Raw genomic sequence first — 14958 nt, 5'->3', positions numbered from 1 at the left:
CGAGCAAGCCCGCTCCCACATTGAAACGCGTACATCATTTGGAATGCGGTCAAATGTGGGAGCGGGCTTGCTCGCGAAAGCGATTTAAGCCTCGCCAGTCTCTTTGATCAAATGCGCCGCCAGAGTCCGCAACGGCCCCAACTGCCGACAAATCAACGCCAACTGCGTCTGCACCAATCGCTGCCCCTCATCAATCTCATCCGGCATCTGCTCCAGCTCCGCCGCCAATGCTTCCTCGGCATCACTCTGAATCGCAATCGGCTGCTTGTTCGCCAGCCCCGTGGCGATTTCATCGATGCTCGCCGCCAATGTCTTGCCGGCGCCGTCGATCAGATGCTCGCGCACCTCGGCCGGCAACTGCGTTTCGCGGTGCGCCCCCAGCCCCGACAAGTAGCTGAGCAAGGTGTGTGACAGCACCAGGAAGCGAAAGCCCACATCGGCTTCCTTGCGGAAGTGCCCCGGCTCCATCAGCATGTTCGCCAGGGTGGTGGACAGCGCCGCATCGGCGTTGTGCGCGTTGCGCCGGGCCAGGCGATAGGCGAGGTCGTCGCTCTTGCCGGCGGCGTACTGCTGCATGATCTGGCGCAGGTAGATGCTGTTGCAGGTCAGGGTATTGGCCAGCACCTTGTTCAGGCGTCGACCTTGCCAGTCCGGCAGGAACAGGAATACCGCCAGGCCGGCGATCAGGCTGCCAAGCAAGGTATCGAACAGGCGCGGCAGGAACAGCCCGTAGCCGTCGCCCACCTGGTTGAAGCAGAACAGCACCATCAGGGTGATCGCCGCCGTGGCCAGGGTGTAGCGGGTGGTGCGGTTGATAAAGAACACCAGGCCGGCGGCGATGGCGAACATCGACTGCACCAGCGGGCTGGGGAACAGATCAAACAGCGCCCAGGCCACGGTCAGGCCGATGGCGGTGCCGATGATCCGCTGGCCGAGCTTGCGCCGCGTGGCGCCGTAGTTCGGCTGGCACACGAACAGTGTGGTGAGGATGATCCAGTAGCCTTGCGAGGCGTGGATCGCATGCAGCATGCCGTAGCCGACGGTCAGCGCCAGGGACAGGCGCAGCGCATGGCGGAACAGCAACGAGGTCGGCGTCATCTGCGTGCGCAGGCGCGTCCACATTTCCTTGAGGTTGCGCGGGGCACGGTCGAGCAGGTTGCTGTCGGTGGCGTCGGCCAGGCTATCGGGGTTGCTCGCGTCGCCGAGCAGGCGGTCCAGTGTGGACAGGTTGGCCGCCAGCGCCCGCAACGAACGCAACAGGCCGCGCCAGGCCGGGTTGCTCTGGATGCGCAGGTGTTCCAGGGATGCGTTCAGGTCACCCAGGGCTTCGGCGAAGCTGGCGTCATAGATGAACGGCTGGCGCAGTTGGATCGACTCGGCCAAGGCCTGGCAGGCCTTGCCTTGCTGGCGCAGCAGGCGCTGGCAGCGGAACAGCACGTCACTGTGGAAAAAGGCTTCGGCCAGGGCGTTGTAGGGGTAGTGCGACGAGCTGGCGCGTTCGTGGATGTCCTGGGCGAGGAAGTACAGCTTGAGGTAGCGACTGACCTTCGAACCCGGTCGGCCATTGCCCACGCGGTGCAGGATGATTTCCTTCGCGGCATTCAGCGCGGCGACCACCCGGCCGTTTTGCTGGGCCAGTTCCAGGCGGCGCGCTTCCACATCCAGCTGGCGGATCGGTTCGAACAGCGACGATTTGAGCTTGAGGTAGCGCCCCAGTTCGCGGAACAACCGCGCCAGGCTCTGCTGCACCGGCTGGTTGGAAAACAGCGCCTGCCACAGCACCGACAACGCGCCATACCAGGCCGCACCGGCCACCAGCAGCAGCGGCTCATGCCAGAAGTCCGAGACCGCGCCACCGCGCTGGTCCACACCGATCATGGTGTACACCGACAGGATCAGCGTCGCCGAGGCAATCGCCCCGTAGCGTTCGCCCAGGGCGCCGAGCATGGTCAGGCAGAAGGTGGCCAGGGCCAGGGAAATCGCGAAAATCCACGGGTAGGGGAACAGCAACTCCACGGATAGCGCGGCAATGCTGAAACACACCAGCGTCACTGCCAGGGCGTTGAGGCGGCCTTGCCAGCTGTCGTCGGTCTCGGCCAGGGCACTGGCGATAATCCCCAGGAACAGTGGGATCAGCAGGGTCATCTCATCCTGATACCAGCACAGCGCCATACTGCCGGTGAGGGCGATGAACACCCGGATGCTGTAGCTGAATTTATCCAGTGCCCACAGGCGGCGCAGGGACTGCTTGAACGAGGTCGATGACATGAAGGCTGGAGTCTTCCGGGACGATGCCGTTAAGTTGGCGCATCAGTGACGCCACGGCAAGGGTCGTGATCACATCTACTCGCAATTATTTCAGCAACACCCCATAACCCTGTGGGAGCTGGCTTGCCTGCGATAGCGGTGGTGAATCCACCACCGCTATCGCAGGCAAGCCAGCTCCCACAAGGGATTGCCTTTCAAAGGTTGAAACCGTGGTGTCAGGCGTATTGCGCGGCGGCGTAGCCCGAAGCCCACGCCCACTGGAAGTTGAACCCGCCCAAGTGACCGGTCACATCCAGCACTTCACCGATAAAGTACAGCCCAGGGCTTTTCAGGGATTCCATGGTCTTGGACGAAACCTCCCGCGTATCCACCCCGCCCAGCGTTACCTCGGCCGTGCGATAGCCCTCGGTGCCGGCTGGCACCAACTGCCAGCTGCCGAGTTTCTGCGCGATGTCGGCAATCTCGGCATGGGTGTACTGCTTCATCGGCTTGGACACAAACCAGGTTTCCGCCAGCAGGTTGGCCATCTTCTTGGTGAAGATCTCGCCCAGCAGGGTTTTCAGCTCGCTGTTCGCACGCTCGGCCTGTTGCTGTTGCAGCCAGGTGTGGGCGTCGTGGTCGGGCAGCAGGTTAATCTCCACGGTGTCGCCGGGTTCCCAATACGAGGAAATCTGCAAGATCGCCGGGCCGCTCAGGCCGCGGTGGGTAAACAGGATGTTCTCGCGAAAGCTTTGGTCGTTGCAGCTGACCAGGCAGTCCACCGAGGTGCCGGACAACTCGCCGCACAAGTCCTTGAGCTGGTCGGTGATGGTGAATGGCACCAGCCCGGCGCGGGTCGGCAGCAGTTCGTGGCCGAATTGCCTGGCCACCTGGTAGCCAAAGCCGGTGGCGCCCAAGGTTGGAATCGACAGGCCGCCGGTGGCGATCACCAGGGACTCGCAGCGCAGTTCGCCGAGGGTGGTCTGCAATTGGTAGCCGCTGTCGACTTTGGCGATCTCCTGGATGGAGGTGTCCAGGTGCAGGCTGACGCCGGTCTGGATGCATTCGTCGAGCAGCATGCCGAGGATGTCGCTGGACTTGTTATCGCAGAACAGCTGGCCGAGTTTTTTCTCGTGGTACGGCACGCCGTGCTTGGCCACCAGCCCGATGAAATCCCATTGGGTGTAGCGCGCCAGGGCGGATTTGCAGAAGTGCGCATTGTGCGAGAGGAAGTTGGCCGGCTCGGTGTACAGGTTGGTGAAATTGCAGCGGCCACCGCCGGACATCAGGATCTTCTTGCCGGCCTTGTTGGCATGGTCGATCAGCATCACCTTGCGCCCGCGCCCGGCGGCGGTCAGTGCGCACATCAAGCCTGCGGCGCCGGCGCCAATGATCACAACTTCGGTCGAGCGCAAAACGGTGTCCTCATACAAGTGCTGATTTGAAATACAGTCCAATGTGGGAGCGGGCTTGCTCGCGAATGCGGTGTGTCAGCCACTGAATAAGTTGACTGGTCCACCGCATTCGCGAGCAAGCCCGCTCCCACATTTTGATCTCTGTATGGCGTGAAAGCTTTACAGGATGCGCACGCGCAACGAACGGCCCTTGATCTTGCCGTCATTCAAACGCTGCAACGCCTGCTTGGCGATGCCGCGTTCCACGGCCACAAAGGCCTGGAAGTCGAAAATCGCGATCTTGCCGACCTGGGCCCCCGGAATCCCGGCTTCACCCGTCAGTGCACCGAGGATGTCACCCGGACGCACTTTGTCTTTACGGCCAGCGGCGATGCACAGGGTGCTCATGACTGGCAGCAACGGCCCACCACTTTGCGGCTTGAGGTTGTCCAGTTGGTCCCAGTTCAACGGCGACTTCTGCAACTGCTCGATAGCCTGGGCGCGGTGCGCTTCGGACGGCGCCACCAGGCTGATCGCAATCCCGGTCTCACCGGCACGGCCGGTACGGCCGACGCGGTGGATGTGGATTTCCGAGTCACGGGCCAGTTCGACGTTGATCACCATGTCCAGCGAGTCGATGTCCAGGCCACGGGCGGCGACGTCGGTCGCTACCAGCACCGAGGTGCTGCGGTTGGCGAACATCGCCAATACCTGGTCGCGGTCGCGCTGTTCCAGGTCGCCATGCAGGCCAACGGCGGAAATGCCCTTGGACGTCAGGTGATCCACGGTTTCCTGCACTTGCTGCTTGGTAAAGCAGAACGCCACGCACGAAGCCGGGCGGAAGTGCGCCAGGACTTTGGTCACCGCGTCCATGCGTTCTTCTGGGGAGATCTCGAAGAAACGCTGTTCGATCTGATCGTCGGAGTGGAACGCTTCGGCCTTCACTTGCTGCGGCGCGCGCATGAACTTGGAGGCCAACTGCTTGATGCTTACCGGGTAGGTGGCCGAGAACAGCAGGGTCTGGCGGCGTGCCGGGGTCTTGCTGATGATGTCTTCGATGGCATCGTAGAAGCCCATGTCGAGCATGCGGTCGGCTTCGTCGAGGATCAGCGTATTCAAGCCATCCAGCACCAGCGAACCCTTGCGCAGGTGCTGCTGGATCCGGCCCGGAGTGCCGACGATAACGTGGGCGCCGTGTTCCAGGGAGGCGATCTGCGGGCCGAGGGACACGCCACCGCACAGGGTCAGGACCTTGATATTGTCTTCGGCACGGGCCAGGCGACGGATTTCCTTGGCGACCTGGTCGGCCAGCTCACGGGTCGGGCACATCACCAGCGCCTGGCAGCCGAAGTAACGCGGGTTGATCGGGTTCAACAGGCCGATGCCGAAGGCGGCAGTCTTGCCGCTGCCGGTCTTGGCCTGTGCGATCAGGTCCAGCCCCTTGAGGATCACCGGCAAGCTTTGCGCCTGGATCTGCGTCATCTCGACATAACCCAGCGAGTCGAGGTTAGCCAGCATGGCGGCGGACAGCGGCAAAGTATTAAAAGCGGTGGCGATGGTAGTCACGGGACTGGCTCTGCAAAACAAAATGTCGCGCAGTGTACCAGCCCTGTGGGATTTTCCCCGCAAGTTCTAGACGAGACGCCACTTAATGCTCGATGTGCTGCTCCGGGCTGGCCAGCCGTTTGCCGTCTTTTGGCGATAATTGCAGGAAGATCGCCGCCGCCAGCATCGCCATGATGCCTACGGTGAGGAAGGTCAGCTGGAACGCGCCGAGCACGCTTTCCACGCCATCGTTACCGGTTTCTGCGGTGAACCCGCCGAGCAATGCACCGGCGCAGGCCACGCCAAGGCTGAGGGACAATTGCGCCACGACCGACAGCAAACTGTTGCCGCTGCTGGCCTGGGCGTCGTCGAGGTCGATCAGGGTGACGGTGTTCATCGCGGTGAATTGCAGCGAGTTGATTGCCCCCAGCACCGCCAGCATGCCCAGCAACAAAGGGTAGGGCGTGTGTTCCGTGACCAGCCCCATGCTCGCCAGCATGATGCCCAGCGCCAGGGTGTTGCCGGTCAGCACGATGCGGTAGCCCACACGCTCGATCAACGGCCGCGCGATGGACTTGGCAAACATCGCCGCCGCCGCCAGCGGCAACATGCTCATCCCGGCTTCCGACGGCGAATAGCCCAGCGCCACCTGCAACAGCAGCGGCACCAGGAACGGCAGCGCGCCGCTGCCCAGGCGCGCAAACAAGTTGCCGAGGATGCCCACCGCAAAGGTGCGCGTCTTGAACAGCACCGGCGAGAACAACGGGTTATCGATATGCCCGGCGCGCAGCCAGTACGCCGCCAGGCACGCCAGCCCGCTGAACAGCAGCAACATCACCCGCAGGTGCGGCAGGTGCAGTTCGCCCAGGCCTTCCATGGCGATGGTGATCAGCACCATTGCCGCGCCAAACAGCAAGAAACCCAGGCTATCAAAGCGAGTGCGCTCGCTGCCGCGCAGGTCGGGGATGAATTTCCACACGGCGTAGCAACCGATCATGCCCACCGGCAGGTTGATCAAAAAGATCCAGTGCCACGTCAGGTATTGCACCATCCAGCCGCCCATGGTCGGGCCGAGCAGCGGGCCAAGCAGGCCGGGGATGGTGATAAAGCCCATGATCCGCACCAGTTCGGAACGCGGGTAGGCGCGCAGTACCACCAGTCGCCCGACCGGCAGCATCAACGCACCGCCCAAGCCCTGGATGACCCGCGCGCCCACCAGCATGCTCAGGCTGCTGGACAACGCGCACAGCAGCGAACCGATGCTGAACAGCATGATCGCGCCAAAGAAGATTTTCTTGGTGCCGAAGCGGTCGGCGATCCAGCCCGAGGCCGGGATCAGCAAGGCGACGGTGAGCATGTAGGCGATCACCACGCCTTGCATGCGCAGTGGGTTTTCCGCCAGGTCCCGGGCCATGGCCGGCAGTGCCGTGTTCAGAATCGTCCCGTCCAGCGATTGCATGAAGAAGGCAATCGCCACCACCCAGGGGAGCCAGCGGGCGGTCTTGGCATCGAGCGGGACGCGATTCGGCATAGAAAACCCTTTTTGTTAGCAGGCTATGTGTCGGCGATTATGCGCCATCCGTCGTGCGTTTTCCCACCAGGAAATCCAGCAGTTCACGGTGCACCGCCGCGGCGGCCTCACTGGATTCGAGGTCGAGCAAGTGCCCGGTATGTTCGGCCACGGCAAAGCTGCTGCGCCCCACATACTGCTTGAATACCTGCGCCTCGGCGGCCGGCGTGTATTCATCCAGCGCGCCGTTGATGAAGTGCACCGGCGTTTCAATCTTCTTGAGTTCCGGCAGGTAATTGCCATCGCCCAGCGCCAGCACCTGATGAATATGAAAGCGCGCCTGGCGGTATTCGGTGGTGGCCATGGTCGACAGGTGCCGATGGTTATTGCGCTTGAGCCGGGGCGACAGGTATTTGCCCACCGTCTCGTTGAGCAGATGGCCGACGGCGGACTTGTCATCCGCCTCGATCAGCACGCGCACGCGCTCCACGTAATCGAGCATCGCCCTGTTGAGGTCTGGCGCCAGGGCCATCACCACCGAGCTTTTGATCGATGGCGGGTTGTGCGCCAGGGTCAGCAGCGTGGAGATGCCGCCCCAGGAGGCCGACACCAGATGGTTGACCTCGAAACGCTCCACCAGGGCGCGCAGCATCTGGACTTCATCGTCCTTGGTCACCAGATCCAGGTCGGTGTTGTGTTCGCGGGAATAGCCCGAGAAGGGCAGGTCGAACAACAACACATTGAAATGCTCGGCCAGGCACTTGCTGGTGCGGGCGAACGAGCGGGTGGTGGACAGCGCGCCATTGACCATCAATACGGTGTCTTTCTGCGGGTCGTTGCCCAGTTGCTCAACGTGAACGTTGTAGTGCTTGAACAGCTTGTTGATGACGAAACTTCCGTGGTCCATGTCAACGCTCACTTCCTGTGGGTGGCGGTATGCCACTAACCGTTATAGCGAGGTTTTTTGCAGGGGACAACAGAGCACGGGGGAACAAGTGCGAGATGGGATTTTGCGGTAGGACGGTGCGAAGCGAGGTATCAGAAACCTGCACAGTGCAATGTGAGAGTGGGCTTGTGTGGGAGCGGGCTTGCTCGCGAAAGCAGTGTGTCAGTCACTGAATGAGTTGACTGACCCACCGTATTCGCGAGCAAGCCCGCTCCCACACAAGCCCGCACCCCACAGGGGGGGTGTTGTGTTTAGAGGGTCAAGGTCAGGCGTTTGACCAAGGCGCCCGGGAGCAGGTTGGATGAGGTATTGCGCTGGCTGTAAGTGCTCGGCGACAGCAGCAACTCCCGCTCCGCCGTCAGCGCCTCCAACTGCGAACCGAGCAAGCTGTACACACTGTCATCAAAGCGCATGGTACTCACCGGCGCCTTGATCTCGCCGTCCTCTACCCAGAACGTCGCAAAGCGCGTCATGCCGGTCAGGCGCGCCGCCGGCAGGTCGGAGTAGTTCAAGTACCACAGGTTGCTGATGTACAAACCGGTGCCCAACCTCTTGAGGATGTCGGCCTGGGCCAGGTTGCCCGCCGCCATCTGCAAGGCGCTCGGCGCTTCGTCACGGCTTGCGCCGTTGGTGCTCAGGCCGTACTCGGCGGCGCTGCGCGAGTTGATCAGCTCGCCTGCGGCCTGGCCCGCGTTGATCAGCGTGACATCGCCCCGCGGATAGCCTTCGCTGGAAAACGCTTCGCTCAGGGAGCCGCTGATGCGCTCATCCACCGTCACCAGCGGGCTCAGGGATTGTTCCCCGGCATACAGTTTTTGCAGCGAACTGCTTTTGCTGGCGATGGCCTGGGCGGAAAAACCGCCCCAAGTGATGATGCTGATGATTTCTTCCATGGCCGCCGGAGCGAGGTAGGCGCGGTACTGCCCCGGTGTCAGTTTGTGCAGTGGGCGGCCAAGGAACTCGAGTTGCTCGCGGGCCTGTTGCAAGCGTGCGGCAAACGCTTTGCTGTCCCAGGTGTGCCCGGCGTAGCTGGCTTTCACCGCTTCGCCATTGGCGTGGAACAGGCTGAAGTCGAAGTTGAAGCTATTGGCCTGGTGCCAGCCGAACGCCCCCGAAGAGCTGGCAAAACCACGGCTGATCGGGCCGGCGGCGTAGAAGCCAACCAGGTCCACGCCGTCGGCGGCGCGGCTGATGTCGTCCAGCACCTGGGCCAGCGCTGGCAATGGCTGTGCCTGTTCGTTGCGGCTTTGCCAGGCGTTGTGGTTCAGCAGCAGGTACGGGTCTGGCGGCAGCAGCGGCAGGGTTTCGCGCAACTGTTGCAAGCCATCGGCGAGGCGCTGGCGGTCCAGTTGCGGTGCACCGGCGAGGGTGATGTTCAGGTCGGCGTGGCGGTCAGCGTTGATCAGCTTGAGCGTGACGCTGGCCTGCTGCACCTGCCCGGCCTGGCGCACCTTGGCGTGGTTGAAACGTACGAACTCGGACGCTTCGGCGGCGTAGCCCAAATGAAACTGTTCGTTGTCGGTGATGGCCTGCTTGAGCCATTCCACCAGTGCCTTGAAGTCGTTCATCAGGCATCTCCCCCAAATACATCGACATCACTGAACACACAGGCCGGCGACGCATGGCCGACGCGGATCACCTGGTTGGGTTCGCCTTTGCCGCAGTTCGGCGTACCCAACACCTTGAAGGTGCTGGCATCGCCGACGGCGCTGAGGTTGCGCCAGAACTGCGCGGAAATTGCCCGGTAGTTGGGGTTTTTCACCACGCCCTTGAGCTCGCCGTTTTCGATCAGTTGGCCCCATTCGCAGCCGAACTGGAATTTGTTGCGCGCATCGTCGATGGACCATGAACGGTTGGTCGACATCAGGATGCCGTTTTCGATGCCGCCAATCATCTGCGACAGGCTCTTGTCACCCGCCTCGATATTCAGGTTGGCCATGCGGTCGATGGGCGCGCGGTTCCAGCTGCTGGCGCGGCTGTTGGCCACGCCTTGCATGCCCGCACGGAATTGCGACAACGCACCGCCCAGCGGCTTGAGCAACAACCCTTCGCGGATCAGGAATTGCTTGCTGGCGGCGGTGCCGTCGTCGTCATGGCCGTAGCTGGCGAGTTGCTCGGGGATCTGCGGGTCGAAGGTCACGTTGAGCAGCGGTGAGCCGTATTGCAGATGGCCGAAGTCGCTGGCCTTCACAAAACTGGTGCCGGCGTAATTGCGCTCGTCGCCAAGGATGCGGTCCAGTTCCAGTGGGTGGCCGATGGATTCGTGGATTTGCAAAATCATCTGGTCAGGCATCAACAGCAGGTCGCGCGGGCCATTGGGCGTATTTGGCGCGAGCAGCAGTTGCAGGGCTTCATCGGCAATGCGCGGCGCGGCGCCGACCAGGCCGAAGCGGCTGATCACGCCAAAGCCGCCTTGCTGGCCGAAGTTGCTGCCGCCCAGGGTGCGGGTCTGGCTGTCGTGGCCGTCGTAGGCGGTGACGTTGACGCCGGGGAACACGAAGCGTTGGGCCAGGCGCAGTTCGGCGCCGGCAGTGTTGAGGTAGATCTGCTCGACGTGGGTCAGGCCCAGGCTGACTTCCCAGTTCACCAGGCGCTCGTCTTTGGGCACCGCAGCGGATTCATCGCCGAGCAGTTGGTAGCAGTCGCTCAGGGACGGGAAGGCTTGCTCGAGATCGGGCGACAGGTAGTCGGCCACGTCGCTGGACACCGGCTGGTCGCGCAGGTCGAGCAGGGCGTGGGCAGCGATCTGCCGGGCTTGCTGTTCGGCGCGCTCAAGGGCGGCTTGCAGGCCGGCGAGGGAAATGTCGTTGGTCGCGGCGTAGGCTTCCACACCGTTGACGCGCACGGTGAGCATGGCGCCCTCGTCGTGGTTCAGGTGCGGCGGTTCGGCGACGTTCTTGCGCACGGCCAGGTAGTGGCCGGATTCGCGCACGTAGCGCAGGGAGAAGAATTCGGCGCAGGAGCGCAGGGCACTGAAGTGCTGTTTGAGGATGGAGTGTTTATCGAACATGGGGCCTTCCTTGTGGGCGGCTCGTCGCGGGCAGGCGGACAGAGTAGGCCTGGGCTGGGAGCTGATCAAGGAAAGTGTAGGCGGGTGGTTTTGTGGTGTCTGGTCGGGCCTCATCGCGGGCAAGCCCGGCTCCCACAGGTGATCGAGTTATTTAGACGAACTCGGTCAACTGTGGGAGCTGGCTTGCCTGCGATACAGGCGACGCGGTGTCTCAGTTACTGCGCGGTAGGGCCCACTTCACGCAGCGGCTTGCCACGCACTGGCGCATCGCCGGCCACGTAGTAGTCGGCAGTGCTGCGTGGCAGCGGCTGGCGGCCACGGATCTTGTCGGCGATTTTCTCGGCGATCATGATCGTCGGCGCGTTCAGGTTGCCAGTGGTGATGATCGGCATGATCGACGCATCCACCACACGCAGACCTTGCATGCCGTGTACACGGCCTTCGCCGTCCACGACTGCCATCTCGTCGGTGCCCATCTTGCACGAGCAGGACGGGTGGAACGCAGTCTCGGCGTGCTCGCGGATGAACTTGTCGAGCTGTTCATCGGTTTGCACGTCGATGCCCGGGCTGATTTCGCGGCCACGGTACGGGTCCAGGGCCGGCTGTTGCATGATTTCACGGGTCAGGCGAATGCCGTCGCGAAATTCCTGCCAGTCCTGTTCGGTGGCCATGTAGTTGAAGAGGATGCTCGGGTAGTCGCGCGGGTTCTTCGACTTCAGCTGGATGCGCCCACGGCTCGGCGAACGCATGGACCCCATGTGCGCCTGGAAACCGTGTTCTTTCACACCGTTGCTGCCGTTGTAGTTAATCGCCACCGGTAGGAAGTGGTACTGGATGTTCGGCCACTCGAATTCTTCACGGGTACGGATAAACCCGCCCGCTTCGAACTGGTTGCTGGCGCCGATGCCGGTGCCGTTGAACAGCCACTCGGCACCGATCGCCGGCTGGTTGTACCAGAGCAGCGACGGGTACAGCGACACGGGTTGGGTGCACGCGTATTGCAGGTACAGCTCAAGGTGGTCCTGCAGGTTCTCGCCGACGCCGGGCAGGTCGTGGACCACCGGGATGTCGAGGCTTTCCAGCAGTTTGGCCGGGCCGACACCGGAGCGTTGCAGCAGTTGCGGCGAAGCGATCGCACCGCTGCATACCAGCACTTCCTTACGGGCGCGGGCTTCGACGCGTTCTTCGGCGGCACCGATCAGGTAACGCACGCCGACCGCACGCTTGCCTTCGAACAACACTTTGTCGGTGAGGGCGTGGGTGACGATGGTCAGCGTCGAACGCTTCTTGGCGGTGTCCAGGTAACCGCGTGCGGTGCTGGCGCGACGGCCTTTAGGCGTGACGGTACGGTCCATCGGGCCGAAGCCTTCTTGCTGGTAGCCGTTCAAGTCTTCGGTACGCGGGTAACCGGCCTGCACGCCGGCTTCGACCATGGCGTGGAACAGCGGGTTGTTGCCGGCCTTTGGCGTGGTCACGCTGACCGGGCCATCGCCGCCGTGCCAGTCGTTAGGACCGATGTCGCGGGTTTCGGCCTTGCGGAAATACGGCAGGCAGTCGAGGTAGGTCCAGTCTTCCAGGCCAGGCAGCTTCGACCAATTGTCGTAGTCCATGGCATTGCCACGGATGTAGCACATGCCGTTGATCAGGGAAGAACCACCCAGGCCCTTGCCGCGACCACATTCCATGCGGCGGCCATCCATGTGTGGCTCTGGATCGGTTTCGTAGGCCCAGTTGTAGCGGCGGCCTTGCAGTGGGAACGCCAGCGCGGCTGGCATTTGCGTACGGAAATCGAAACGGTAGTCCGGGCCGCCGGCTTCCAGCAGCAGGACGGTGACGCCTTCGTCTTCGGTCAGACGGGTCGCCAGGGTGTTACCGGCGGAGCCGGCACCCACGATGATGTAGTCGTATTCTTGGGACATAAATGCACCCTCTTTGGAGATGGTCAGGTCGGGCCTCATCGCGGGCAAGCCCGCTCCCACAGGGGAACGCATTCCAAGTGTGGGAGCTGGCTTGCCTGCGACAGGGCACTCACAGGCAATACAAGGCTCGGGTGTTAGAACACCGAGGCGTAATCGCCCAGCTCGACCTGTACCGATTTGATGCGGGTGAAGTTGTTCAGCGAGCTGATGCCGTTCTCACGGCCCACACCGGATTGCTTGTAGCCGCCCACCGGCATCTTCGCGTCGGACTCGCCCCAGGCGTTGATCCAGCAGATACCCGCTTCCAGCTGATGAATCACGCGGTGGGCGCGGTTCAGGTCCTTGGTCACCAGGCCGGCGGCCAGGCCGAAGTCGGTGTCGTTGGCGCGGCGGATCACTTCTTCTTCGGTTTCGTAGGTCAGGATCGCCATGACTGGACCGAAGATTTCTTCACGCACGATGACCATGTCGTCGGTGCAGTCGGTGAACACGGTCGGGGCCACGAAGGCGCCTTTGGCGAAGTCGCCGTCGGTCAGGCGCTCGCCGCCGCACAGCAGGCGTGCGCCTTGCTCTTTGCCCTTGGCGATGTAGCCCAGCACGCTTTCCATGTGGGCAAAGCTGACCAGTGGGCCGAAGTTGGTGTTTTCGTCTTCCGGGTTGCCCACGCGAATGCGCGCGACACGCTCGACGATCTTGGCTTCGAACGCCGCTTGCAGGTGCTTGGGCACGAACACGCGGGTGCCGTTGGTGCACACCTGACCGGAGCTGTAGAAGTTGGCCATCATCGCGGTGTCGGCGGCGCGGTCGAGGTCGGCGTCGTCAAAGATGATCAGCGGGGACTTGCCGCCCAGTTCCATGGTCACGTCTTTGAGCGAGGAGCTCGACGCGCTGGCCATGACTTTCTTGCCGGTGTCGGTGCCGCCGGTGAACGAGACTTTCTCGATGCGCGGGTGCTCGGTCAGCCAGGTGCCGACTTCACGGCCGCTGCCGGTCAATACGTTGAACACGCCCGCTGGAACGCCGGCTTCGGTGTAGATCTCGGCCAGTTTCAGGGTGGTCAGCGAGGTGACTTCGCTTGGCTTGAAGATCATCGCGTTACCGGCGGCCAGGGCCGGTGCGGATTTCCACAGGGCGATCTGGATCGGGTAGTTCCACGCGCCGATACCCGCCACCACGCCCAGCGGCTCGCGGCGGGTGTAGACGAAGGAAGTGTCGCGCAGCGGGATCTGCTCGCCTTCGATGGCGGGCACCAGGCCTGCGTAGTATTCCAGCACGTCGGCGCCGGTGACGATGTCGACGTACTTGGTTTCGGAGAATGCTTTACCAGTGTCCAGGGTTTCCAGGGCGGCCAGTTCGTCGTTGCGCTCGCGCAGGATGTCGACGGCACGACGCAGGATGCGCGAACGCTCCATGGCGGTCATCGCGGCCCAGATTTTCTGGCCTTTTTCGGCGCTGACCACGGCACGTTCAACGTCGTCTTTCGTCGCGCGTTGCACTTGGGCGAGAACTTCACCGTTAGCCGGGTTGATGGCTTCGAAGGTGGCATCGCTGCCAGCGTCGCTGTAGCCGCCGTCAATGTAGAGTTTTTGCAGTTCGAAACGGGCCATAAAGTCCTCGCAAGTGCATAAGTGGTTGGCGTTGACCACCGCACCGTAGGCCGGTGCGGCAGCGTTCAGGGGTTGAGCGTCTATGTGTGCTCTAACTCACCTGCTTGGCCAATTGGAAATCCATGTATTCGTAAGCGATCCGTTGCGCCTGCGCCGTGTCGAAAGCGTCTCCCGACAGGGCGCCGCGCAACCACAAACCGTCGATCAGGGCCGCCAGGCCTCGGGCTGCTTTGCGTGCGTGCGGCAGCGGCAGCACTCGGCGGAACTGGCAGCACAGGTTGGAATACAGACGTTGATCGTTGATCCGCTGCAACCTGTGCAATGACGGGTGGTGCATGCTGGTGGCCCAGAAGGCCAACCAGGTTTTCATTGCCGGGCCGTTGACCTGGCTGGCGTCGAAGTTGCCCTCGATGATCACCTGAAGGTGTGCCCGTGGGCTGTCGTCCGTCAGCGCGAGCCTGCGTTCGTGGACGTTGTCGATCAGCGCGTTCATCAAGTAGCGCATCGTCGCTGCAATAAGGCCGTTCTTGTCCTTGAAGTAGTGACTGATGATGCCGTTCGAGACGCCGGCCAAACGGGCGATCAGCGCAATGCTGGCATCTCCCATCCCGACCTGATCGATGGCCGTCAAGGTGGCTTCGATCAATTGCTGGCGGCGTATGGGTTGCATACCGACCTTGGGCATGTAGCACCTCTCCTTAGGCCTGCCGACTGGCGATAAACGTCCGTCGGCTTGATGGCCAGTCTATTTTGTTTTGATTGAACGTTCAATCAACAAAG

At 62.5% G+C, this 14958-nt stretch carries 10 protein-coding genes; all 10 read right to left on the bottom strand.

Annotated features, from left to right (window positions below):
- Window positions 1–84: 84 nt before the first annotated feature.
- Window positions 85–2268: a YccS family putative transporter gene (gene yccS, locus OPU96_RS10530; RefSeq protein ID WP_192299906.1), complete on the bottom strand. Its 2184-nt coding sequence runs from the start codon at window positions 2266–2268 to the stop codon at window positions 85–87.
- A 215-nt stretch (window positions 2269–2483) separates the two neighbouring features.
- Entirely contained in the window at window positions 2484–3662 is a 1179-nt protein-coding gene (locus OPU96_RS10525; RefSeq protein WP_192299905.1) for a BaiN/RdsA family NAD(P)/FAD-dependent oxidoreductase, read from the bottom strand.
- A gap of 159 nt (window positions 3663–3821) precedes the next feature.
- On the bottom strand, window positions 3822–5159 hold the full coding sequence (gene dbpA, locus OPU96_RS10520) for an ATP-dependent RNA helicase DbpA (RefSeq protein WP_230412671.1): 1338 nt from the start codon (window positions 5157–5159) through the stop codon (window positions 3822–3824).
- A gap of 130 nt (window positions 5160–5289) precedes the next feature.
- Complete coding sequence (gene mdtD, locus OPU96_RS10515; protein ID WP_226454525.1) at window positions 5290–6717, bottom strand: multidrug transporter subunit MdtD; 1428 nt, start codon at window positions 6715–6717, stop codon at window positions 5290–5292.
- A 37-nt stretch (window positions 6718–6754) separates the two neighbouring features.
- Complete coding sequence (locus tag OPU96_RS10510) at window positions 6755–7603, bottom strand: alpha/beta fold hydrolase (protein WP_192299902.1); 849 nt, start codon at window positions 7601–7603, stop codon at window positions 6755–6757.
- Window positions 7604–7893: 290 nt separating this feature from the next.
- On the bottom strand, window positions 7894–9210 hold the full coding sequence (locus OPU96_RS10505; protein ID WP_498559060.1) for a TldD/PmbA family protein: 1317 nt from the start codon (window positions 9208–9210) through the stop codon (window positions 7894–7896).
- Window positions 9210–10652 (bottom strand): TldD/PmbA family protein, encoded by a 1443-nt coding sequence (locus OPU96_RS10500; RefSeq protein ID WP_498559059.1) that lies wholly within the window; start codon window positions 10650–10652, stop codon window positions 9210–9212. The genes OPU96_RS10505 and OPU96_RS10500 overlap by 1 nt, the downstream gene beginning before the upstream one ends.
- A gap of 215 nt (window positions 10653–10867) precedes the next feature.
- The gene (gene betA / locus OPU96_RS10495) at window positions 10868–12571 is read right to left on the bottom strand and encodes a choline dehydrogenase (protein ID WP_226454522.1); all 1704 of its coding nucleotides are present in this window, start codon (window positions 12569–12571) and stop codon (window positions 10868–10870) included.
- A gap of 134 nt (window positions 12572–12705) precedes the next feature.
- On the bottom strand, window positions 12706–14178 hold the full coding sequence (gene betB / locus OPU96_RS10490; protein WP_226454521.1) for a betaine-aldehyde dehydrogenase: 1473 nt from the start codon (window positions 14176–14178) through the stop codon (window positions 12706–12708).
- Between the two features lie 91 nt (window positions 14179–14269).
- Window positions 14270–14863 carry a transcriptional regulator BetI gene (gene betI, locus OPU96_RS10485; RefSeq protein ID WP_015886274.1) on the bottom strand — a complete coding sequence of 198 codons (594 nt, stop codon included), beginning with the start codon at window positions 14861–14863 and terminating at the stop codon, window positions 14270–14272.
- Window positions 14864–14958: the final 95 nt, after the last annotated feature.

Source organism: Pseudomonas sp. RP-B7, assembly GCF_059803535.1.
The sequence above is the reverse complement of the archived record's forward strand: the minus strand, read 5'-3'. Positions and strand labels throughout refer to the sequence as shown.